Here is a 24,239-nt window from a genome sequence, read left to right as displayed (position 1 = left end):
TAGGCACATATAGAAGTATGAGTTCCATATTTGGAAATATTGATGATCTATTCCTGTTTTGTACTGTGGTAGAAGAGGGGTCGTTGTTATCGGCATCTAAGCGACTTCAGTTGCCTGTGTCGACCATGTCGCGCCGGTTAACCGCCTTGGAAGAGCGCCTGAGCATCCGTCTTTTGGAAAAGAAAGGACGGGAGTTGGTGGCCACTAAAGATGGAGAGGTGGCCTTCTCAGCGCTGAGCAGTGGCATGGAATCTCTGCATCAAGGCTTTAGCTGCTTGCTTGAAGAGCGTGATGCAATCCAAGGTAAGATAAAGCTCGCGGTGCCTCATGCCTTTTATAGTGGATTTCTTCGTCCGACTGTCGAGCAATACCTCACTCAGTATCCGAACGTGCAGCTCAATCTTATTCTGAGTCAGCAGCAAGTGGTCCCTGAAACTGATCGCGATCTGTTGATCACATTTCAAATATCTGACATGGACGGAATGATTGCGCGACAATTGTTTAAGGCCAAGCACGGTTTTTTTGCGAGTCCAGAATATTTGGATTCCCACGAGGCTATTAAAAAGCCGGATGATCTAGAACAACAATCGTGGATTAGTGTGGATGAAGTTTTTGACATGCCGCTGTACAAATCCGACCGCTTAGAGCAAATGGTGACGATTAAACCTAAGTTTATTGTTAATGACATTCATGCAGTGGCAGCTGCAGCGCAAAAGGGATTGGGTGTCGCCTCATTACCTTTTCGTCATGTTTCCCCTGAAATGAACCTGATTCAAGTGCTCCCCGAGTATCATCGGGGTGATCGCCAAGCGTATTTAGTGTACAAAGAAAGAAAATATCAGCCGAAGGCATTGACCTTGCTCATCGACGCTTTGATTGAATGTTTTCAATCAGTTCATAGTGATGAGTTCAGTCAAATGAAAAGGAGAAAGAAATGAAAGTAAGTTTTATCGGGCTAGGTGTCATGGGTTTCCCAATGGCGGCCCACCTAGTCAAAGCCGGTTTTGAGGTGACGGTATTTAACCGCACTCATAGCAAAGCATTAGACTGGGCTGATAAACACCAAGGTAAAGCCTCTGAGAGCGTGGCTGAGTGTGTGGCCGAAGCGGACGTAGTATTGGTTTGTGTAGGCAACGATGACGACGTGCGTAGCATGACAACCTGCGAAACAGGCGCACTGGCGGCAATGAAGCCAAACGCGATTCTTGTCGACCACACCACAACGTCAGCGGTCCTGTCTGAAGAGCTTGAAGTCGCTGCGAAGAAAGCAGGTGTTCGCTTTATGGATGCACCAGTGTCTGGTGGCCAAGCGGGCGCAGAAAATGGCGTGTTAACCATCATGTGTGGTGGTGAGCAAGCGCTATTCAACGACCTTCAACCTGTATTTGAAGCTTACGGTAAATCGTCAGTTCTGATGGGTAAAGTCGGCCAAGGCCAACGCGCGAAAATGGTTAACCAGATCTGCATCGCGGGTGTATTGAACGGCTTATCTGAAGGTTTAGTGCTTGCTGAAAAATCAGGTTTGGATATCCCAACTCTGGTTGATTGCCTTAAAAACGGTGCAGCAGGTTCATGGCAGATGGAAAACCGCGCTACCACAATGGCGCAAGATAAATTCGATTTCGGCTTCGCCATTGATTGGATGATCAAAGACTTAGGTTTTTGTTTAGATGAAGCAGATCGCCAAGGTATCCAACTGCCGTTGACGGAAAAGACTAACAACGCATACAAGGCACTGTCTGCTGAAGGACAAGGCCGTATGGATACCTCAGTTTTGATGAAAGCCGTGGTTGAAGAGACGAAGAAGTAGCAAGACAGAAGTAATAGAAGCTTCGCTTAGATAACTAAAATAGTCGCTGATTAGCGGCTATTTTTTTGCCTAAGATAACTTAGAAATACAAAGAAGCGTTTGTTCTGAAACTCACCGTCGAACAAAATCTTGTTGCAAATCTCATATCACAAGATGAGCTTGGATCATTTCCGAGACTGTAAAAACTTTTCGCCCCTACAAAGTCATGTCTAATTTTACTCATCCCCTTAAAAACTGTTCCCGACGTCTTCTGATGGGTGTAGCCCATCGCTAGAGATTGGTTTGGTCTGTATTGTTGGTTAATAATTACCGCATAAACCAAAACACAGATTTACTTTTCATCTAATTAAGGCTTCAAATCATGACAAAACCATCAAAACTCTTTACCAGTATCGCTTCTGCTTTGGCATTGACCGCTAGTGTTTCAGTATGGGCTGATGAGCAAGACTTTAGTTCGATGCAAATGCAAGGTGTCGAAAAAGTCGACATTCAAGTTGATATAGAAGGCGCTGCGCAACGTTTATCGCAAGCGGTTCAGTTTCAAACTATCTCTAACCAAGACCGCAGTGATTTTGATGAGCAGGCTTTTCGTGACTACCACCAGTTTCTTGAAGAATCGTACCCATTAGTGCACAAAACGCTTAAGCGAGAAGAAGTCGGTGACCCGCGTCCTTTCAGCTTAATTTACACTTGGGAAGGTAAAGATCCATCACTTGCTCCCGCTATCTTTATGGCGCACCAAGATGTTGTACCAATTGCGGAAGAGTCTCGCGATGAGTGGAAAGAAGAGCCCTTTTCAGGAGTGATTAAAGACGGTTATATCTGGGGACGCGGCTCTTTAGATGATAAAAACCAACTTCAGGCACTTTTAGAAGCTACTGAAATGAAGCTAAAAGAAGGCTTCCAACCTGAACGTACCATTTTGTTTGTTTTTGGTCACGATGAAGAAGTAGGTGGGCCTGAAGGCGCGAAGCACGCTGCTGATATCATTGAACAACGTTATGAAAAAATCGCGTTTGTTATGGACGAATCTGCTCCATTGGTCCCTGGAATATTCCCTGGCATTCGTGAAAATACAGCATTAATCGGTATTGCCCAAAAAGGCTTCGTTAGTCTTGAGATTGCTATCAATGGTGTTGGTGGTCACTCATCACAACCGGGCGAAGAATCGAATATTGTCGCGTTAGCAAAAGCAGTTGAGAAAGTTGAAGCAGCGCAATTCCCTTACAAAATTCATGATGCGGTGAGATATCAATACCGTTACATGGGTCCAGAGCTTCCAGAAGCGCAACAACCTCTGTACAAAGCCGTAGCTTATGGTGAAAACGATACAGTGACAGATTTAGAGGAAAAGTTTATTGACGTCATGTCTAAAAATCAGGTTACTCGCGCCATGCTTCACACTACAACGGCAGTAACTATGTTTAATGCCGGCATTAAAGATAACGTGTTACCGCCAGCAGCCACCGCTGTTGTTAACTTTAGACCAATGCCGGGTGACACTCCTGAGGTGATTATTGAACATGTGAAGAAAGCGATAGGCGATGAAAGAATGACCATTCGTGATATATCAGCATCAACGCCTGCAACGAATGTTGCGGATCCAAGTGGCCCTGGCTACTCCATGTTAGAGAAGACCATTCGTCAAACTTGGGGTAATGATCTGATTGTCTCACCGTTCTTTGTTATTGGTGGTTCAGACTCTAAGCACTTCCAAGCCCGAGATTTTGCCCCTGATGTATATATACAATGACGGCGATACAATTAGAAAGCGTAAAAGAATTCGAAGGCTTTCACGGCGTGAACGAACGTATCTTAGTTGAAGAATACGGCCGCTCTATTGGGTTCTTCTACCAACTAATGGATAACCTCGAAAATCTGTAATTCAAATATTATTGAATGATATAAACGAGACAATGGCTAAGATTTTCTTAGCCATTTGTTTATTGGCTCTTATTCTTATTAGAAAATATTGACATGAAAAATACATTATTAATGGTTATGGCTTGCTGTTTTAGTTTGTTCACACAAGCGGCTGAAACGATATCTTGGGAGTCATTAAGACCTGTGCAGAATCAGTATCAGGTTCTTTCTCCTGGGAATAAGGCACTACTTTCTGAGATTTACGCCTACGAGGCTGTTCAAAAAACTCGTCAGTTAAGTCCAATGGAAAAAGATGGATACAATCAACGCGTGGTATTGGCTGAAAAGTTTGGCTTAAACGTACGTGAGCTGCTTGTACAAAGAACACAACAAACGAACGATATTGTTCCCGACCTTAGTATTAACGATATGAAATTAGCCGGGTTTTTAGTCCCGCTCGAAATGGAAGGCTTAATAGGAACGCAGTTCATTTTAGTGCCAACTGCAGGGGCTTGCATTCACACACCTCCCCCACCTGTAAACCAAACGATTTTGGTCGAATTTCCCGAAGGCCATGAATTGCAAAGTTTATACACACCAGTATGGGTGACAGGGAACATTAAAACAGGGGCGGTTGATACGTCAGTTGCACTTTCTGATGGCAATCAAGATATTCAAACTGGATACGTCATTGATGCGTCGGATATTGAGCTTTATCACTAAATTTGATCAACTAATTTAGAATATGGTGACTAACGGGGGAATAGTAAGGTTCAGTCGACTCACTATGTGCCGTCTAACTCACTTCTTTTCATGCTCCCCACTTTGATCTTTGATGGAAGCAATCCATCGGAGGCGATGAGGCGTTATTCCGTTTTCCTTATACCGTGTCTGTATTTATACAGGCAACTGGCTCGCAGATTTTGCATTCAGTTCGCCCTACAGCACTTATATACCCATAGGAAAACCAATATGAAAAACCTAATCGCTATATCCATAGTAACGGCTCTATCTGCAAGCTCAGCGTTTGCCAATGAGAGCGTTAATGAATTATCTACAAATACAGATGTTTACAACACTCATGACTTTTTCTTGAAAAAAGGCAATCGAGTTAAGCTTCAGTTTCCTATCGAGCAATCCAAGTTTGCTTGGCAGAACCTAAGTCGTTTCTACCCTACCGCTCAAATTGAACGTGATGGACCTGTTTATCAATTCCCATATCAAATTGATCAAAATATTGGTGAAATATCAGCGACTGTACACGGTGAGAGTAAAACTCTAAATGAACACCTAGATTCCTACCCTGTCGATGCTTTTCTTGTTGTTAAGAGTGGAGAGGTTGTCTTTGAGCGTTACAACACGATGCGAAAAACAGACAAGCATAATTGGTTTTCAAATTCAAAAATCACAGTAGGTATCGAGCTGGCTAAATTGGTCAACGAGGGGAAAGTTAACCCGAGTGATCCTATTTCTAAATACATTCCTGAATTAAAGGGATCTGACTGGGATACCGTATCCGTTTCTGATACTGCAAATATGGCGACAGGCTTGAACGCAACAGAGCACGATGAGCCAGAGGCTGACTCACGTATAAATCCAGAACAACCTTGGTTTAAATGGGCGGTTTCCATTGGTGTGTTTGAAGGTGAAGGCAACCAAAGCCCACTTGAAGTGCTGGCTGAAATGAAGCGAAGAGCACCGGGCGGAAAAACATTCGAATACAATTCAATTAATACGTTTGTTCTAGCACGACTTATTGAGAACGTTCGTAACTTACCCATGAATGAGATTGTCAGTCGTGATATGTGGCAGAAGATGGGGGCCAATAATGACGCTTATACTGTTGTTTCTCCACAAGGGGGATACCCTTTAATGTTTTTCTCAATGAATACCACAATTGAAGATATGACTAAATTCGGTATGTTACTTACTCCGTCAGCCACAAAGTTGGGCAATGGTGGTGTTAGCAAAGAAGTCATTACGTTAATTCAAGACTCTGGTAAACCAGAAGCTTACGGTGGTGGTTATGTGGGTAAGATGATGGAAAACTCTTTCTACAACGACACAAACATCAAAAATGGTTATCAATTTGATGCAATCTTTGAGGACGGCGATTTATTCAAGGCAGGTGTTGGCGGTCAAGGTATGTATATTTCACCAGAAAAAGACTTAGTTATATCTTTCTTTTCAACCAGTAACGGTAAAAACCAAGAAGAAACTTATGCTCGTGAGATTGCTAAATATTTTAGCCGCTAATTATGTACGGTGATTGCCACCTAATGTGGCCAATCATTGATAGGTTTGTACATTGAATAAGTTTTATTTTTTTCTAACGCCAGTCGCCTGACTGGCGTTTTGTTTGTTGAGCTTGGTTATTGATTCCCTGTGAGTGCGTGATTAAGTATCACGATATCTTTAGGTCATTCATCTACAGAGCGATCCATTATCGCTTGTGGTAAGGCCGAACTGAATAGTAAATCGTGGCTATTTTGATAAAGAAGAGTGAAAGAGTTTAAGGAAAACAAAACTAAAAAAGGCGAATCTCTCGATTCGCCTTTGAACGTATTGTGGATTTTGGTCGCTTTAGAAGAATACTTTGTATTGGAACCAAACCACGGTGTCGTCAATGTCTAGTTTTTGATTGGTTGATTCCATGCTTCCATAAGTATTTTCAACCTTGACTTGCCCCCAACGTGTTTTGTCTGCCGAAAAAGGAGTTGCTGCGAGTAGGGTGGTTTTAACAGTACTCGTTTCAATATCACCATCCATGTACGTAAATTCTGGGTAGGCTGCAAAGTAAGTACCATCGGCGCCCGGCTTCCAAACTGCATAAGCAGCAGCCATACCACCTACGATGCTATTGTCTGTCACACCGAAGGCACTAGTTGTGCTGTCTGAATATTCACCGCCCATCACTGCTGCGCGGCCAAAAAAGGTCAGAGAGTCTATTGGAGTTCTAAAAATAGCAACACCACCGACTGCAGCAGTAGTAAAACTTGCGCTATCAATGATATCTAATGATGCAGCTACACGAGGTGTGATGGCATTATTTACGTTGAACACATGGAAGTATTGAGCTCGGCTGTCTTTATATTTACCTTCATTATCCATTGAGCCTTCCAATGTGACCATAGACATCTGCCCATTGTCATAAGTATATGATAGAGCGCCCGATAGCTTTAGATCACCTATGTTGTTGGTTGCCACATACATATTAGTACTAGCGCGAGTCATATCGGACGGGTCAACTTTTTGAGTGTCATCAGCAAATGCTGAAATAGAAATGGTAGCAAGTAAAGCCGTAGACAAAGCGGTCATTTTGAGTGTAGTCATGGGGAGTTCCTGAATTATTTAAGTTAAGTTGCTGAAGCAATGACGCAACTTTACATAAGGTTTTTAGACTCATTAACTCGCTAGCGATGGGCTTAAACCATCATTGTCATCCAAACAGCGTCGGGAAAGGGGGTGAGAGCGGTTTCTCATGGTAAAAAATATATTAGTAAAGTGTATTTTGGAAGATATCTAGAATTGAAGTTAGAGCATGTTGATAGAAATGTGTTGTTTGATAAGAGAAACAGACGCTGTATTGGTTAATATAGATTCTGGTGGTAAGATTTATTATCGAATATGAGGGCTCGCAGGGCATAACATGAACTTTAGTCTTGAACAATTAAATACTTTCGTTGCGGTATATGAACAACAAGCTTTTAGTAAAGCGGCGATAAAATTAAACAAGCACCGAACAACGGTTGCACAAGTCATCACGAGTTTAGAAGACCAGTTAGCGATCACCTTATTCGATAGGTTGAGCCGCAGTGTCGAACCCACTGAAGATGCAGTACTCCTTTATCATTACGCAAAGCAAATACTAGAGCAGGCAAAAACGCTTGATAGATTTGCATTGAGTCTTTCATTTGGCGGGTTAGAGTCGGTGACGATTGCTTATGCGAGCTTTTTACCTCATCACGTTGTTTCTAAAATTCGTCGACAGCTTTATGAAGATTTCCCATCCATGAGCGTTAATTTTTTGGTCAGAACGAAACCAGAAATAAAAGCAGGAATTGAAGACGGAAGTATTCATTTTGGGATTGTGAACATATATGAAAGCAAAGTGATTAATAGTATTGATTTTACTTTTTTGGGGAATATGCCTTTTGTTCCGTTTGCTCATGCAGAAAGTGAACTATCTGCTAAGCCAACAAACGAGACACTCTCAACGATGAAATCTTTACGCCAGTTTGTACTGAAATCTATGGTCGACGATAACATGACGGAGAAGGCTGTTGTTTCTTCGAAACATGAATATGTTGATCAACTGGCTGTCATTGTTAAGCTTGTCCAAGATAATTTTGGCTGGGCTCTTTTACCTAAGTCTATCATTGAGTCTGAATATGAGACTGAAAACTTGGTAGAGGTAAAATGTGACGAGATCAAACAAGAAATAATGATTCCCATATCCCTTTGGTGTCCACATTCAAAACAGATTGCTCAGGTAAAAAAATCGATCATCAAAGTTGCGGATTATTACATAAATAAATCAGTATACTGAAAAACGGACATTTTATTGAGATGAGTTCATAAGGCAATAGAAGTACTTATCTTGATGAGCTAACTATTATGAACTCGTTTAGGAAATTTTTAAATATAAAATTCCGTAGGTTAATATTACATACCGCGGAGCGGAACTGAGCAAACTTTTAGCACCCTTACTTGAATGACTTGTTATATTTACCGAATATATACACTAAATTAAAATTTACTGAAATCTACATTTGGCAGACTTTCAAAGCCTGGTTTAGCAAATAAATACCCTTGCATTAATTCAATGCCAAAATCTCGCAAGCAGGTGAATTCTTCTTTAGTTTCAACACCCTCAGCTAAAGGGGTTATTTTTAAATCACGAAATATATTTAAGCAGTTTTTTACTATTGATTGGCGAGCGTGATCTTTATCAATATTACGAATGAGTTCCATATCAAACTTTACTATACTGGTCTGAAATTCAGCTAACAATCCTAAGCCTGCGTAACCAGAGCCAAAATCATCAATTGCTGTCTTAAATCCTAATTTACTGTAATACTCAACTATACTTTCAATTAAATTAACATCTTCAATTTTTTCAACTTCTGTAAACTCAAACATTATTTTATTAATTGGGAAATTATATTTATTGGCCGCATCTAATGTTGTTCGAATACAACGTTCGGGTTTGTATATAGCATTTGGTAGAAAGTTAATACTAAGTATTGAATCCATTTTTAATTCGGATGCAAGTGCTATCGCCTTAACTCGACATAGTTGATCAAACAAATAACGATTATCATCATTTACTTTAGATATTATTGAAAATGCTGATTCATTGTTTAAACCTCGAACCAAAGCTTCATACCCATAAATTTTATTCGTTTTGCAGTTGATAATTGGCTGAAAAGCCATTGTGAAGTCGAAGTCAAGTTTACTTTTATCAGAACAATTATCACATGACAATCTGTCATAAATTATAGGTTCTTCTTTCATTTCTATATCCTTAACAAATATAACGCTAAATTAAGAGCAAATATAACATTTTAGTATCGAGCGAGCACGAGTTTATACATTCAGCATATCTCAAGTATTCTACCTAACCAACTGAAAAATTTACATATAATGCAATATGGGGGTCAATCGCCCTCTGGTTTACTTTGGCGCAGAAATGAGTCAGCTCTGATCAAAGCTTTAATTGTAAAATGTCATATTGTGTTTTGAGCCGTCCATTTTATCCTCTCCTACTCGTACTTTTTGTTTGCAGCTCCTACGACTCACACCTCCACTCAACCATCCACTCCTCATTATTACCATTCGTCGCATTGATAAAACTGCATGACAAATTCTAGTTAACCTTTCAACGTCAACATTTGAAAGGGATTAGAAATCATGACTACTTCATACTCATTTACTTCAAGCTCTACCAATTCTCTGCTTAAGCGTTCGTTACTGATTGCGCTTGTTTCGTTTGCACCGTCGTTAGCTTTGGCGAACCCGAGTTCAGATGTGCTTGATATCTATAACCAAGCGGTGCAAGGCAATGAAGACATGGTCGACGTGGCTTATGAACGTCTTAACGACACGCTGCAACAAGACGGCGCGACGCCACTGACTTTGGTTTACTTAGGAAGTACAGAGACTTTAATGGGCCGTGATGCGTTCTTGCCTTGGAACAAGATGAAGTATGTCGAAAAAGGCTTATCGACCATTGATAAATCATTGGTGCTGCTGAAAGACGAAGACCAACCAATTCATGAGCAACCTCGCGTTCAAGGGCTGCCAGATTCTTACCTGACTCGCGCCATGGCTGCGGTGACTTACACCTCTCTACCCGACATGTTTAACCATTTCGATCGTGGTTATGACCTGTTCCTTTCGCTACTGGCGGAAGACGCTTTCCAACAACAACATTTCGCTGCGACTTCGTGGATTTACCGTTATGCCATTACCGCATCGATTCGTGCTGAAGACTTCAATCAAGCACAAGCGTGGCTAGAACAAATGGAAACGGCCGATGCTGGCAATATCGAAACTATGACGGCGAAGGCCCTAATAGCGAAAGCCAAGTAACAGCAGCGAAAATTCAATTGCGGCTTGCGAGAGCTTGAGAGTGGATGGGTAATCAGAGGACAACGGAATGATTGAATTTAAAGATATCGGCAAAGCATATGTCACGGGCGGTCAACGTGTTGATGCACTAAACGGAGTCGATGGCCAAATCAAACGCGGTGAAATGGTCGCTTTGTGTGGCCCGTCGGGTTCAGGGAAAAGCACACTGTTGAACATCCTTGGTTTGTTGGATATGGACTATCAAGGCGAGATAAACATTGATGGCAAAGCGTATCCAACAGAGCAGATTGCCGCTGCGCGCTTTCGTCGTCAGTCGTTGGGTTTTGTATTTCAGCGTTTCAATCTGGTTCCTGTGATGACAGCGCTTGAGAACGTCGCTTATCCATTGATGTTGAACCTATGTTCGAAACAAGAGCAACAGAGTAGAGCGCAAGATATGTTAGAGCGTGTTGGGCTAGGAGATTACGTTCATCACCGCCCAGACAATCTTTCAGGTGGCCAGCAACAACGTGTCGCGATTGCCAGAGCGTTAATCCATAACCCAAGCCTAGTGATTGCCGATGAGCCGACTGCCAGCTTAGACAGCCATACTGCCAACCTTGTGATCGACATTATGAAAGAGCTCGGTCATGAGATGGGCACCACCTTTATTGTCGCAACGCATGACCCAAGAATGGCTCAGCGTTGTGATCGCGTAATTGAACTTATCGATGGACAACTGGCACCACAAGCCACAGCAACGGAGGCTATATCATGGGCAAGTTAACACAAAGAATGAGCACGTTTTTGCTTCCAACCTCGGTACGTTTGGCGTGGCTTAATCTATTAAGAAATGGTCGACGCAGTTTGTTGTCGGTGTTGATCATCGCGATTGCCGTATTTGCACTCACCAGTGCGGGTGGTTATGGGCTTTACACCTACGAATCCTTAAGGGAATCGACCGCGCGCGATACTGGTCATCTCACCTTGAGCACGCCGGGTTATTTTGAACAAGATGAAGACATGCCGCTGAGCAATGGTCTGGATAACGTTCAAGCGCTCACAAAGAGCATCATTGGCGACAGTGATGTGCGTGGTGTGCAGCCGCGAGTCTACTTCAGCGGCTTGGTGTCTAACGGCAGTAAGTCGACCATTTTTATGGGAACGGGCGTGAATGAGCGTGAGTTCGATATGAAAGGTCCTTTCCTTGATGTGCGCAACGGTCAGACTCTTTCAGATGTGAAATCACCAAGATACGACAGCCAAGAACCACAAGTGATGCTGGGAACTGACCTTGCTCGTAACCTTAAAGTTGCGGTTGGTGATTGGGTGACACTGCTCGCGACCACAAGTGATGGCGCATTGAATGCTTTTGATTTTAAGGTGCAGGGTATTTACTCGACAGGCGTGCCTGAGTTGGACAAGCGTCAGCTGTATGTACACATCACTACAGCGCAAGAGCTTCTAGCTTCAGACAAAGTGAGCACCTTGTCGGTATTTCTTTTCGAAACTAGCAAGACCTCGACCGTTCAACAGCGTATCCAAACTGCTTTAGATCGAAATAGCGCGAGCCAAAGTGATCAAGGTACAGAGATCGAGATCACCCCATGGCAAGATCGCGCGTTTTTCTACACCAAGGTTAAAGACCTTTACGACCGTATCTTCGGCATCATGGGCGCGGTGATGGCATTGGTGGTTTTCGTATCGCTGTTCAACACCATGACCATGTCGGTTACGGAACGCACTCGTGAAATCGGCACTTTATCGGCACTCGGCAGTTACCCCTCTGAAATCGTTGCAGGCTTTTTAAAAGAGGCGGGCTTACTGGCTGTGATTGGCAGTGCGATAGGTGTGCTAGTGAGTGGCTTAGTGTCGGTGTTATTGCTAGTGATTGATGTGCAAATGCCACCACCTCCGGGAAGAACCGAAGGTTATCCACTCAATATTTATTTCTCATTGGAATTGGTTGGTTACGCCACCTTAGGTGTGCTGACGATATGTTTGCTGGCTGCTTACTTCTCTGCTCGCAAAGGCGTAAATAAGCCAATCACGGAGGCGCTAGTTTATGTGTAAATTTACTCGTTCACTCACTATTTTAGGCTCTATTTGGGCTTTGGCTCTAGCATCGTCGCCAAGCTGGGCCATCGATTCACAGCAAGTTACTGAGATGATTGCTAAGGCAGATAGCTACCGCTTGAACAGTGCACAAGCGTCGAAAGTGGTCTCTCTGGTCGCTCTATATCAAGACGAGCAACTCGACAAAACCCGTGAATACAACGTCTACACAAGACCAAATCGAGAGTCATTAGTGGTCTTTAAATCAGCTGTTGAAGCAGGTCAAAAGATGCTGATGATTGAAGATAATTATTGGCTACTGATGCCGAAATCTCGTCGACCAATTCGTATCACCCCGATGCAAAAACTGTTGGGTGAAGCTTCGGTAGGGGATATCTCGACGCTGACATGGAGCGAAGATTACCAAGGTGAGTGGGTTGCCGAACAACACGTTGAGATGCCGACTGGCGAGACAATCGATACTCACCACCTAAAGCTAGCAGCGAAAACCAAGGGCGCGAGTTATCAATCGATTGATCTGTGGTTAACAGCTGACCGTGCATTTCCAGTTAAAGCGGATTTGTATTTGCGTTCAGGAAAACTAGCCAAGCAAGCGTGGTTTACTGAAGGCGTGCGAGATGGCTTACCAACAGTAGTGTCGATGACCTTGTTCGATAAGATTCAACCAAGTAAAAAAACTGTAATTGAGTACCGCGAAGTGAGCGAACAAAGCTTGGCAGAGAAGTACTACAACCCTGCTTACTTATCACGTAATAGTGTGTCTGGGCTTTAGGTGGGTGCCATGAACGTTTTCAATCGCCGATTCCACATCAAGTCTTCAATCGCTACTTTACTTGCCTTGTCTTGTGTGAGTAACACGATTCAAGCGGATGACCTGAGCTTGGCGTGGGACTGGCAACTGAGTGCAGAAGCCGTTGAATCGAGAGAGTCGCCATTCAGCCCGTTACCCTCTGATAATCGTCAGTCATTCAATGGCTTGCTGGATCTAGAGGTTGGATATAACAATTGGCTTGGTCTGTTCGCAGTGAAAGCCAACGATATTCTAAGCAACAACCCCCAAGAACAAGACGCGAGCTTTGAATCGGAATTCATTGTGCGTGAGTTGTTCTGGCAAGGTGGGATTGAACTGTCCAATTCACTCGTTGGTGATCACTACCTCGATGTCACGCTCGGTAAGGTTCGCCTTGATTGGGGCGTGGGTTATGGTTACCGACCGTTAGACATCATCAAGCCTTATCGACAAAACCCGGTGGGCATTGTCGCAGAAGAGGGCGCGGGAGTGGCCTCGGCGTCGCTGTTCGATATGACAGGAGAATGGACACTGCTTTACAGTGATTCTTCGTGGACTTCTCAGGACGTGAATGGATTCGAAAAGCAGAATCAGCAACAAGGGTTTGGGGTACGTCGTTACAATCTAGTGGGCGATCACGAATATCAATGGGTCGCTTATTATGACGATGTACGCCACGGCTTACTTGGGGCGAGTTTGGTTTCGGTATTAAACCTCGCGTGGGAGTTTCATGGTTCGGTGGTCTATCAACGACAAAGCCTTGGCTACAGCCAGCCTGATTCAATGCTTAAACCTGTTTACCTCGAAGAGCAGGGCGAGGCCTATCAAGCGTTAGCCGGATTAACATGGGCGAATGATACCGGGCATAATCTGGTATTGGAATACTGGCTTGATAGTCGCGCTTGGAGCAATTCAGAGTGGCAAAGCGCGATAGAAAGTGCAGAGTCTTTGTCGGTTAATCCGATGACAGCTTCGTTGGCAGGTTCTTATGCGCAAGGCTATCAGCACGCTAATTTGGTTCGACACAACATCATGTTCCACTGGTCTTTGGATTCGACATATGGCTGGTTTGAAGATATCACGCCGACATTCGATGTGATGTTATCGCCACAAGATGGCGGTTTTATTGCGACTCAGTGGATCAATTACCAGGCTTTAGATAATGGTGATTCATCGTTGAATTTGGAACTTGCTGCACGCTTTCTTGCTGGTAAAAGTGATTCTGCTTATGCCAACTTACCTGATAGTCATATGATTATTTTAAATATCAAAGGACGCTTTTAATGAACACTTTTTCAAATAGTCAGTTTCCATGGATTAAAAGCTTCATGATAACCACTCTGTTTTGTTTCGTCATCGCCATTACCACACAGACAATTTGGGGCGGTGACCTTGTGGTCAATCTCGCGATCAGTTTTGGTTTCGGTTATAGCGCGGTGGGATCCTCTTTTATTTTGGTTGAGGTGTTGAAGAGGAAATCTAAGGTGTTTGATGTAGGTATCTCTATGGTGGTCGCGATGACTTTTGGTACCTTGAATGCATACTATTGGTTGAATGGATTCTTTGGCTCTAATATCTCTGATCTTAAATCTGTGGTGCTATTGGGCGTTATCTTCTGCTCGGTTTGCTTTTACTATTTCTACTCAAGAGAGCAGCAGTTACGTGCCGATAATGAGCTGGAAGTAGCCAAGCGTCGCCAGGCCGATCAAGAGAAGGTGGTGGTATTGAGTCAGCTTAAGCAGCTACAAAGCCAAATTGAACCGCACTTCTTGTTTAACACGCTGGCGACCATCAATGTGCTGATTGAGAGTGATAGCACTAAAGCCAAACTGATGCTCGAAAAGCTGACTGACTTGTTGCGTGTGACTCTGAAAAACAGCCGCACTGAGCAATCGACCATCGCACAAGAGGTCGATTTGTTGGACGCTTATCTTAATATTCAAAAGATACGCTTGGATGAGCGCTTAGCGTTCTCGATTGAGACACACGACATCAGCGAGCAGCAAGTGATTCCGCCATTCTTGATTCAACCTTTGGTGGAGAATGCGCTCACACACGGTATCGAACCAAAAGCCGCAGGTGGCCAAGTGAATATCCGTATTACCCAACAAGCCGAACAGTTGAAGATTGAAGTGGCTGATAACGGCGCTGGGCTGAAAACGACTTCTGCGAATACTGGTCACGGTGTTGGGTTAAGCAATATTCGTCAAAGGATCGAAACCCTGTATGGTGATAAGGCGAGCCTAACGATCACTGAACAAGCTGAAGGCGGGGTAGTCTCGACGATCTTATTACCGTTGACTGACGCAACTGCCTAGAATTACAAATCAGAAAGCATAGACCAATGACGAAAGACAGACGATTTACAGTGTGAATTTAAAGGACTAACCATGAACAACCCAGTATTAAAGCCAAGCGTAACGGCGATTATCGCAGACGATGAAGCACTGTTAAGACACCACTTAGACAACAGCTTGGCTGAAGTTTGGCCGGAACTTGAGATCGTCAGCAAGGCACAAAACGGTTTGGAGGCGATGCAGAGCATTCAGCAGCTTAAGCCTGATGTGGCCTTTCTCGATATTCGTATGCCAGAGCTCGATGGTATCTCGTTGGCGAAAAAACTGAACAAGTTAGTTTCGCCGCCATTGGTGGTTTTCATTACGGCTTACGACGAATACGCGGTTAAAGCCTTTGAGCACAATGCGATGGATTACCTGCTTAAACCGATCAATGAAGAGCGTTTACTTGCCACATGTCAGAAGGTTCAAGCGCGCTTGTCGAGCAACCAAGCGACATCAGATAACACATCATTACAGCCCGATATCGCGGCATTAATGAATCAGCTTCAGCAGTTATCCCAATCGACGTCACAGCAAACGCAGCCTCCTTATCTATCGCAGAAAAAGTACCTCACATGGCTCAAAGCCAGTATTGGGGAAGACATTCATCTGATTTCTGTTGATGATGTCGCTTACTTCAAAGCTGAAGACAAGTACGTCTCGATATTTAAGAAAGGCCAAGGCGGTTCGCTAGAAGAATTTATTCTTCGTGTGTCACTAAAAGAGCTGATTGCCCAACTCAACCCAGATGAGTTTTGGCAAATCCACCGTTCAGTAGTGGTGAAAGTGTCCGCCATTGATAAGGTAAAAAAAGGCATCTCCGGTCAGATGTCGGCGTATGTGTCGGGCGAGAAGCTACCTATTAGTCGCGCCTCTCAAGTCCGGTTTAAAGGGATGTGATAAACGAGTTTTAAATGACACCTTACCTTTTACTTACTCTTACTCATTCGTGTAATTTATAAATTAAACATTTTCATGCCAATATCGATTGCCTCTCAAATCTTAATTGTTTGATTTAATAAGAAAATATTACATTTTATCGATCGGATATATTGAAGGAAATCACTTTAGAGAGATCGTTATGAAAGCATACTATTTAGTCGTCGTATTAAGTACCGCGTTGCTAGGTTGCAGCTCAACGCCTCAGCAGCAAACGTTATTGAAATCCGATCCGTACTGGGTCAAAGGAGAGTTAGATAACGGACTAACCTATCACGTGTACCCTGACCGAGAACAACCCGTATCAGTACGCCTGCTTGTTCACGCCGGATCTTTTCAAGAGAGCGAACAACAAAAAGGTTACGCCCATTTTGTTGAGCATATGGCGTTTAATGGCAGCAAAAATTTTTCAGGTAATGATGTAGTAGAACTATTTGAGCAATCTGGTGCTAGCTTTGGCGCTGACTTAAATGCTTATACTTCTTACCAAGAAACGCTCTATAAGTTGGATTTACCCGACAATGAAAACCTGGACAGAGCGCTGGCATGGTTTAGAGATATTGGTGATGGTTTACTGCTCTCCGAAAGTGAGACCAAAAAAGAGAAAGGAGTGATACTTGGGGAGTTTCGACACTCGCGAGTTAAAGATAAGCCTCTTTCGTTTCAGTTCTATAATCATATGGTTGAGGGTACGAATTACCAAAGCCACGATCCCATGGGCAATAAAAAATCCGTTTCTAATGTGAGTGCCAAAGAATTAGAGAACTTTTATCAAACCTGGTATCAACCTCAACTAACCGAGGTGATTGTTTCAGGTGATATTACACTGGCAGAAGTGATTCCGTTGATCGAAAAAAGCTTCTCTAGTTGGCAAAGAGGCACGACACCGGTTCCCGTGAAGAAAACATCAACGGACTACAATACTCAAGATTTTGTAGCGTACGTAGCAGGGAGTGAGTCACCAAGTATCGGGATTGTCATTGATCGTGGGGAAAGAGTGACACACAGCCATGAGCAGCAACATCAACTTTGGTTAGACGAAATAGCCCAGCAACTTATCCAACAAAGATTGAATTCTGATTTTGTTGACGCTGCGCTACCAGTGCAATGGGTTGCTTCGATTCCTTACTTATTAGAGTACCAACGCTATTCCATTACAACGGTAGGTTTTCCTGTCGATAGTCGAGATCAAAGTCAGCAGCAGTTTATTTCTACTCTCGCCTCTTTACGTGATCATGGCGTGAGTGAGAATGAGTTTATGAGTGTAATACAGGCCTACCAAGCGAATCTTGATGACATTCAAGTGAACTGGGAAAAAATGGATGCAGTGGCTCATGCGGATGGTAAGTCGACGGCACTGGTGATTAACCAGACGGTTCAATCACAGCTTGATTATAAATCGAGTTTGAAAGAGTTTCTTTCGAGTACGGATCTCAAAGCCGTAAATGATAATTTAGATGATTTACTTTCTAGCCCATATATTTTGGGACTAGGTTTATCGTCTAAAGAAGATTTGCAGGCAATGAATGACGAGCTAGAAGATGTCAGGAGAGTCTATAAGAAAACTGGCAACAAACCATTGCTCGTTACTGCAAGCTCTGCGTTTAGTGTGCCAGCGTCTCAAGGAGAAATTGTCAAGCAAGTTCAGGTGAGTGACGATCCTAATTTGAAGCAATGGACATTAAGCAACAGCATTGAAGTGTGGTACTTACGTAACTCTGAGGCGGGTAATAATGTTGGGGTGTACTATGCGAGTGAGGGTGGAAAAGCGGCGTTGGATCCTTCGCTGTTTCCTGCTGTGGAGATTGCGCTGCAAGCTTCGATTCGTAGTGGTGTTGGTAAATTTAGTGGTTCGGAGCTAACTGCTCACTTGAGACGTGAAGACATTGAGATCTATCCCTTCATCAACTTTACTCATCATGGCTTAGAAATAAGCGCCAAGAAAAAGACGCTTGCAGAAGGTTTAGCTGCGCTACACACCATTGTAACTGAACCCAAAATAGACAGTGACCAGCTTGAGGCCGTGAAATCTGAATTTTCTCAATCTCGTACTGCATATCTAGAAACACCTGTGGGGCAATTTATTCAGGTGGTTAACCGCAATAGCTATCAAACAAGCAGCCGTCATATCATGCTTGAAAGTGACGATATTAAGGCTGTCACGTCACAAGATATACTTAACGTGCAGCATCAACTCTTTCAAAAATTAAGAGACAATACGTTGGTTATTGTTGCTGATATTAATCCAGCTGAAATCAAGCCTCTTGTGCGTCAATATGTTGCTTCATTGCCACTAGAAGCCGTTGTGTCTCCTGACTATCAGGTGGCTTATAGTACTGATTCGAAAGAACGAATGGATATATCCATCAATAATGAAGACAGCAGCCAGTATTTATTGCGTGTCATTTCCCAGCAAGCTCGGGATAAAACCGCAAAAGATGTGTTTATGGACGACATGCTTCAGCGTGTATTGTCGAGCCGTCTAACCGCTTATGTTCGTGAAGAGTTAGGTTTGGATTATGCGCCTTATGTGTACTCGGTTGCACAAGACAGTGAGCCTAGTTATGACTGGCTAATCGGCTCTTTAACGGCTCCAGAAAATTCAGATAAAATTGAACAGGCGATTGATAAGGTCATTGTTGAAGCGGCAAAAGGGATTTCTGAAGATGAGACTCGAACGGCAGCTAAGCAGCTGGTGGCAGATCTCACTCCACTCCAAACTAAGCCGACTGAACAAGCTTGGTTTATTTCGCGTTACTTAATTCATGACTATGGTGTTGAAGCATTGTTTGATCTACAGGGAATGACGGATTCTATTTCTAGTAAAGACATGACGGAGTATGCGAAAGAGATTTTTGGCGATAACAGTTATAAATTGAAGAACTTGTTAAGACCACAAAGCTAAGCCGATTAAGCTCAATCGCTTTTCAGGTAAGTAATCTATCAGTCCTGTATCTGCGGGTTTGGATCGAAGCCAAATGTTAAGTCATTTGGCTTTTTGTTTTCTCGCGACGCAGGATGCGCAAACACAGCGCAATTAGGTGAACAATTGTCAGCGTAGTGTCAAATGTCGGCGGTTGTGATTTCAAATCAATTGTAACTTTCATAGCTGTTCTATATTGTCGCTGTTTCTACCATTCAGGATTGTTGTTCATTGCTTAAACTAGGTACCCGATTAGTCTTAATGTTATTTTTACTGAGCTTTGGCTTAGTGAATTCTAACGGCTATTCGTTTCCTTCTAAGCCATTTCAAATCGACTCTGTTCAAGCGCAGTCCTTTGCGAATAAACAATCTTCTCCGGAAAAACAATGTAAGCAAGCCGCGGTTGATGATCCATCAGCCTATTTAGAGTGCGATAAAATTCAGTTGGGCGCCACGTCCGTCGGTGATAGCTCCAACTACCACGATACTGAATCGAGCCTTCAAGCGACCACTTACCGACGCATATTAACCAGTGAGCAAGAAAATTCGGCTGATCTTGAGCCGGTTTATCACCTGCTGATTGACTTCGCACCTCCTTCTTTACTGGCCTCTCTGTTGGTCAACACACCTCTGTTGGATCAAAAACAACACTGGACCAGTATTGTGAGATCTCCGTCCTCCCGGCTTTCTGGTTGGAAAGAGGGCAATATTCAATACTCGCATTTCCGAGAACTTCTTAGCTAATCGTTTGGCCCCAAATTGGTCGTATCGATGGACACTTGTGCCCGTTGAACTCGCCAGTTAATCAAATATAGCGACACATAATTTTAGCCTCACTATCGTTCAATCAGCTTGTTCTGGTTGTCGCTAGTCGTCGCTCATGTTCGCTAAACATTAGTTATACCAATCGTAGTAAATAACTGGTCACCCTAGCTGGTTAAAATGCTCGAACATTTACTGTGATTGGTAAAAAGAAGAGATCTTGACTGTGAAAAAACGCATTCCAAGAAAACAAATCAACCACTACGCAAAGTGGAAATACGTGGTGCTTATTGCCACCATCATCATCATGGTTCTAAGTGCTCTGCCTTCTTGGTATGGCGAGAACGCTTCGGTTCAAATCAGTAATCGTTCTGAGCAAACTATCGATGCTACTCAGGTAACTCAATACCTTGCGAGTGAAGGCATCCAAGCCAAATCAGCCTTTCAAAAAGACAAACGTTTAGTGGTTATCCTAGAAGATGCCGAGCAACAAGCGAAAGCCAAAGAAGTGCTTAATGAGCGCTTATTAGACAACGCAACCGTTGCTCTAGCGATGGAGCCAGCAGCACCGAAATGGCTGACTGACATGGGCTTCGCACCAATTCAGCTAGGCCTTGATTTACGTGGTGGTGTGCAGTTCCTGCTAGAAGTAGACATGGAACCGGTTTACCACGCACAAGCGCAATCTGTGGTCGACGAGATCACCAGCAAAGTGCTTTATGCACGCGGTAAAGTGGTCAACAACCAAGTTCAGTTTGATTTCCGTACCGACGCCGATTTCGAAAAAGCACAAAAGCTGATTCGTGAAGAGTTCCCACATTGGCTGCGTGATCGTTCAGATAAGTCACTGACGTTAACGCAATCTGAAGATGAACAAAGAACGCTACGCAACCTAACCGTTCAACAAAATCTGCAAATCATGCGTAGCCGTATTGAAGAGCTAGGCATCACGGAAGCATCGATTCAACGCCAAGGTGAAAGTCGTATCCGTATCGAGTTGCCGGGTGTACAAGACCCAGCAGCCGCGAAAGACGTGATTGGTGCAACGGCATCATTGGCGTTCTACTCTGTTTACGACAACGCGACGCGCAATACTCAAACGCTAAAAGATACAGATGGCAACCGTGTCGTGGTCGCTCGCAAAGCGGTACTGAGCGGAGAACACATTATCGATGCTCGTAGCGGCATTGGTGAGATGGGCAGCGCAGAAGTAAACATCACGCTGGATTCTGCGGGGGGTAAGAAAATGTCTGAGTTTTCTCGCCATAACATCGGCAAGCCAATGGCGACTGTTTACAGCGAATACAGCCGTGACAAAGCCGGTAACAGCGAGAAAACCAGTGAAGTGATCAGTGTGGCGAACATCCAATCTCAATTGGGTAGCCGCTTTAGAATCACAGGTGCAGGCAGCATGGCTGAAGCACAAGAGCTGGCTCTATTGCTTCGTGCAGGTTCATTGACTGCGCCAGTAACCATCATTGAAGAGCGTACTATTGGCCCATCTCTGGGTGCTGAAAACGTGACTAACGGCTTTGCTGCTTTGGCACTTGGCCTTGGTCTCACTCTCACGTTTATGGCGCTATGGTATCGCCGCCTTGGTTGGGTTGCGAACGCTGCATTGGTCGTCAACATGACCACTCTATTTGGTTTGATTGCGATGCTACCGGGGGCGGTATTAACCCTGCCAGGCATTGCGGGTTTGGTATTAACAGTCGGTATGGCGGTGGATACTAACGTGCTTATCTTTGAGCGTATTCGAGACAAGATGAAAGAAGGACGCAGCTTTGCGAGTGCCATCGATCGTGGCTTTGATAGCGCGTTCTCTTCAATCTTCGATGCCAACGTCACTACCATGATTGTTGCCGTGGCTCTGTACACCATTGGTAATGGACCGATTCAAGGGTTTGCATTGACCCTAGGTTTGGGTCTTCTAACCAGTATGTTTACAGGTATTTTTGCGTCACGCGCGATCATCAATTTGGCTTGGGGGCGTGACCAACGCCACGATGTAAGGATTTAAGCATGAGAACTTCAACAAAAGTGACTAATTCAGACCGCTATATTTCAGAACGCTATTTTTCAGATAAAAAGATGACTCGCCTTCGTAAGGTGATGTCTGTGATTTCTATTGTGCTGTTCATGATCTCTGTGATGCTGGTGGCAGTTAAAGGTTTTAACTGGGGCTTGGACTTTACTGGCGGTGTGGTTGCCGAAGTTCAGCTTTCTGACCAAGTAACCAAAGACGCGTTAAAAACAAAACTCGATACGGCTTTCCAACAAGACGTGCAAGTGGTTGGCATGGCAGAACAAGACCGCTGGACACTGCGTTACAGCCAATTGACGGATGCGCCACAACCGAACCTAGTGGATGTTTTGTCATCGGTGAGCGACCAAGTACAAGTGCTTAACAGCAGCGTGGTTGGCCCTCAAGTGGGTCAAGACATGGTTGACCAAGGCGGCTTGGCAGTATTGGTGTGTTTCCTAATGATCATGCTGTACCTGAGTGTACGATTTGAATGGCGTTTGGCACTGGGGGCGCTTACCGCGATCATCTATGACGTGACGCTTATCTTAGGCTTATTCGCCTTTACTCAGTTCGAATTCAACCTAACGGTATTGGCGGCGGTGTTAGCAATTTTGGGTTACTCACTCAATGACTCAATCATCATCGCCGACCGTGTCCGTGAGATGTTGCGTGGCAACCCTAACGGTGACACTGATAACTTGCTTAACGAATCGGTGAAAGCGACTTTCTCGCGCACCATGGTGACGTCAGGCACCACGCTAATCACTGTATCAGCGCTTTGGTTGCTTGGTGGCGCGGCACTGCAAGGATTCGCAATTGCATTGGTTGTCGGTATTGTCAGCGGTACGTGGTCTTCCGTTTCAGTCGGTATTACACTACCTAAGTTGCTTGGTTTGCAACCTTGTCACTACCAAGTAAAAGCACCGGTAGAAGTTGAGGGTGAGTATCCTTAGGTTGTCTATGCTCTAGCAGTACAAGTTAGCAAGTAACGTCAGTAAAGCCCTTCGTTGTAAAAAGACGAAGGGCTTTATTTTTTATAAGAGTCAAACAGTTAGTCAAAAGAGGCTATTTCAAAAAACAATAGATTGAGCAAGCAAGCCCTCAAGATATGAAGTATGTTTATATGACGTTAGTAGAGATGAGGCAAGGGAATGGAATATCGACATCAGTGTCATGTAGGCGATCATGGAGATGCACTCAAGCACCCCGTATTGAGTGCTCTGGTTAAATCATTAATGCAGCAACACTCACGCCTCAATGTTATCGACACACACTCAGGAACAGGGTCTTATGATCTAACCACCGCGCCAAGTAATCATGCGGGCGAGTTTGCCGAAGGGGTTGGGTACTTATGGCGAAATAAGGCTTATCTTCCAGAATCATTCGCGTCTTTTATGTCGGTGCTGGAATACTACAATCCTAATCAGCTTCTCACGCTGTATCCCGGCTCTGCGGCCATTACCTATCAACAAGGGCGTAGCCAAGATAGCTTCTATTTTTCAGATATTCAGCAAGATGAAGCCGATTTACTTCAAACCAATATTGAGAAGTTGCAACGCGAGTTGGATGTTTCAAGCAAGCTCACCATTACCGCGGGTGACGGCCTTAAATCGCTGCCTGATGATGTAGCTAAGCATGATAACCATCACCTGATTGTTATCGACCCACCCTATGAAACCGATGCTGAATATCTCGCAGTGATTGATGCCTTGGTTAAGGCGTATCAGCAGTCGGAGAAAGTGTCTGCTCTGATCTGGTATCCGCTTTACACCGATGATAAAAGCTCACTGATTTTGAACCACTGCGTGACAGCGGTGAAAGATGGTTTGCTACCAAGCCCTATAAAATCGGAATTGCGACTGCGCGCTCCTAAGGGGGATGACCGCCTTGTCGGCAGTGGTTTGTTGCTGTTTAATCCGCCACAAGGCATGGCCGGAAAGGTGGCTGATACGCTCGATTACTTACATAGTCAGCTCGCAACCAATGGTGAGGGTTATTGGCAAATGAGAAGTCTATAAATGGGATTTATGATGAATTTCTAGACGCCGTTCACTAAACTGCCACTATTTTTGTGGTTAAAATTGACCAAACGCTAACTTTTATTGATTGATTAATTGCAGTGAATCATTTAAAAATAG

General features: G+C 43.9%; 19 protein-coding genes and 1 pseudogene. 18 read left to right on the top strand and 2 right to left on the bottom strand.

Annotation, left to right across the window (positions count from 1 at the left end; genetic code table 11):
* Positions 1–17 precede the first annotated feature (17 nt).
* The 5 genes and pseudogenes from OCT63_RS04075 (at position 18) to OCT63_RS04055 (ending at position 5,929) form a co-directional block, all read left to right on the top strand.
* On the top strand, positions 18–938 hold the full coding sequence (locus tag OCT63_RS04075) for a LysR family transcriptional regulator (protein ID WP_269983260.1): 921 nt from the start codon (positions 18–20) through the stop codon (positions 936–938).
* Positions 935–1,810, top strand: coding sequence for an NAD(P)-dependent oxidoreductase (locus OCT63_RS04070; RefSeq protein ID WP_269983259.1), 876 nt, complete (start codon positions 935–937; stop codon positions 1,808–1,810). Before OCT63_RS04075 ends, OCT63_RS04070 begins: the two co-directional genes overlap by 4 nt.
* Before the next feature lie 361 nt (positions 1,811–2,171).
* Positions 2,172–3,694: pseudogene (locus tag OCT63_RS04065) on the top strand (M20 family peptidase).
* A 93-nt stretch (positions 3,695–3,787) separates the two neighbouring features.
* Positions 3,788–4,396, top strand: coding sequence for a DUF3299 domain-containing protein (locus OCT63_RS04060; protein WP_060469113.1), 609 nt, complete (start codon positions 3,788–3,790; stop codon positions 4,394–4,396).
* Positions 4,397–4,645: 249 nt separating this feature from the next.
* Entirely contained in the window at positions 4,646–5,929 is a 1,284-nt protein-coding gene (locus tag OCT63_RS04055; protein ID WP_161685494.1) for a serine hydrolase domain-containing protein, read from the top strand.
* 327 nt (positions 5,930–6,256) lie between these two features.
* On the opposite strand, the gene OCT63_RS04050 is transcribed toward OCT63_RS04055, so the two are convergent.
* On the bottom strand, positions 6,257–7,006 hold the full coding sequence (locus OCT63_RS04050) for a hypothetical protein (RefSeq protein WP_161671905.1): 750 nt from the start codon (positions 7,004–7,006) through the stop codon (positions 6,257–6,259).
* A 316-nt stretch (positions 7,007–7,322) separates the two neighbouring features.
* On the opposite strand from OCT63_RS04050, the gene OCT63_RS04045 reads away from it, so the two are divergent.
* Positions 7,323–8,222, top strand: a complete 900-nt coding sequence (locus OCT63_RS04045) for a LysR family transcriptional regulator (RefSeq protein ID WP_060469110.1) — start codon at positions 7,323–7,325, stop codon at positions 8,220–8,222.
* Between the two features lie 200 nt (positions 8,223–8,422).
* Here the strand turns inward: OCT63_RS04045 and OCT63_RS04040 are convergent, their stop codons facing one another.
* A complete protein-coding gene (locus OCT63_RS04040; protein WP_161685491.1) occupies positions 8,423–9,190 on the bottom strand; it encodes an EAL domain-containing protein in 768 nt (255 codons plus the stop codon).
* Positions 9,191–9,586: 396 nt separating this feature from the next.
* Between OCT63_RS04040 and OCT63_RS04035 the strand changes: the two genes are divergently transcribed.
* The 12 genes from OCT63_RS04035 to rlmJ all read left to right on the top strand — a co-directional run bounded on the left by OCT63_RS04035 (position 9,587) and on the right by rlmJ (position 24,119).
* Entirely contained in the window at positions 9,587–10,267 is a 681-nt protein-coding gene (locus OCT63_RS04035; RefSeq protein ID WP_269983258.1) for a hypothetical protein, read from the top strand.
* A 67-nt stretch (positions 10,268–10,334) separates the two neighbouring features.
* Positions 10,335–11,033, top strand: coding sequence for an ABC transporter ATP-binding protein (locus OCT63_RS04030; protein WP_269983257.1), 699 nt, complete (start codon positions 10,335–10,337; stop codon positions 11,031–11,033).
* Positions 11,021–12,319: an ABC transporter permease gene (locus OCT63_RS04025; protein ID WP_269983256.1), complete on the top strand. Its 1,299-nt coding sequence runs from the start codon at positions 11,021–11,023 to the stop codon at positions 12,317–12,319. Before OCT63_RS04030 ends, OCT63_RS04025 begins: the two co-directional genes overlap by 13 nt.
* The gene (locus OCT63_RS04020) at positions 12,312–13,094 is read left to right on the top strand and encodes an outer membrane lipoprotein-sorting protein (RefSeq protein WP_269983255.1); all 783 of its coding nucleotides are present in this window, start codon (positions 12,312–12,314) and stop codon (positions 13,092–13,094) included. Before OCT63_RS04025 ends, OCT63_RS04020 begins: the two co-directional genes overlap by 8 nt.
* A gap of 9 nt (positions 13,095–13,103) precedes the next feature.
* Complete coding sequence (locus OCT63_RS04015) at positions 13,104–14,396, top strand: hypothetical protein (RefSeq protein ID WP_269983254.1); 1,293 nt, start codon at positions 13,104–13,106, stop codon at positions 14,394–14,396.
* Positions 14,396–15,430, top strand: coding sequence for a sensor histidine kinase (locus OCT63_RS04010; protein ID WP_269983253.1), 1,035 nt, complete (start codon positions 14,396–14,398; stop codon positions 15,428–15,430). The genes OCT63_RS04015 and OCT63_RS04010 overlap by 1 nt, the downstream gene beginning before the upstream one ends.
* A 72-nt stretch (positions 15,431–15,502) precedes the next feature.
* Positions 15,503–16,351 carry a LytR/AlgR family response regulator transcription factor gene (locus OCT63_RS04005; protein ID WP_269983252.1) on the top strand — a complete coding sequence of 283 codons (849 nt, stop codon included), beginning with the start codon at positions 15,503–15,505 and terminating at the stop codon, positions 16,349–16,351.
* A 181-nt stretch (positions 16,352–16,532) separates the two neighbouring features.
* Entirely contained in the window at positions 16,533–19,295 is a 2,763-nt protein-coding gene (locus OCT63_RS04000) for a M16 family metallopeptidase (protein ID WP_269983251.1), read from the top strand.
* 279 nt (positions 19,296–19,574) lie between these two features.
* Positions 19,575–20,057: a hypothetical protein gene (locus OCT63_RS03995; RefSeq protein WP_269983250.1), complete on the top strand. Its 483-nt coding sequence runs from the start codon at positions 19,575–19,577 to the stop codon at positions 20,055–20,057.
* Between the two features lie 238 nt (positions 20,058–20,295).
* Positions 20,296–22,095, top strand: a complete 1,800-nt coding sequence (secD, locus tag OCT63_RS03990; RefSeq protein WP_269983249.1) for a protein translocase subunit SecD — start codon at positions 20,296–20,298, stop codon at positions 22,093–22,095.
* Positions 22,096–22,097: 2 nt separating this feature from the next.
* A complete protein-coding gene (gene secF, locus OCT63_RS03985; protein WP_269983248.1) occupies positions 22,098–23,054 on the top strand; it encodes a protein translocase subunit SecF in 957 nt (318 codons plus the stop codon).
* Positions 23,055–23,252: 198 nt separating this feature from the next.
* Complete coding sequence (rlmJ, locus tag OCT63_RS03980) at positions 23,253–24,119, top strand: 23S rRNA (adenine(2030)-N(6))-methyltransferase RlmJ (RefSeq protein ID WP_269983247.1); 867 nt, start codon at positions 23,253–23,255, stop codon at positions 24,117–24,119.
* The last annotated feature ends 120 nt before the right edge of the window (positions 24,120–24,239 follow it).

This window comes from Vibrio sp. RW (genome assembly GCF_027587105.1).
Lineage (GTDB): Bacteria > Pseudomonadota > Gammaproteobacteria > Enterobacterales > Vibrionaceae > Vibrio > Vibrio toranzoniae.
Note: the sequence above shows the minus strand (reverse complement) of the source record. Positions and strands in the feature narration are given on the sequence as shown.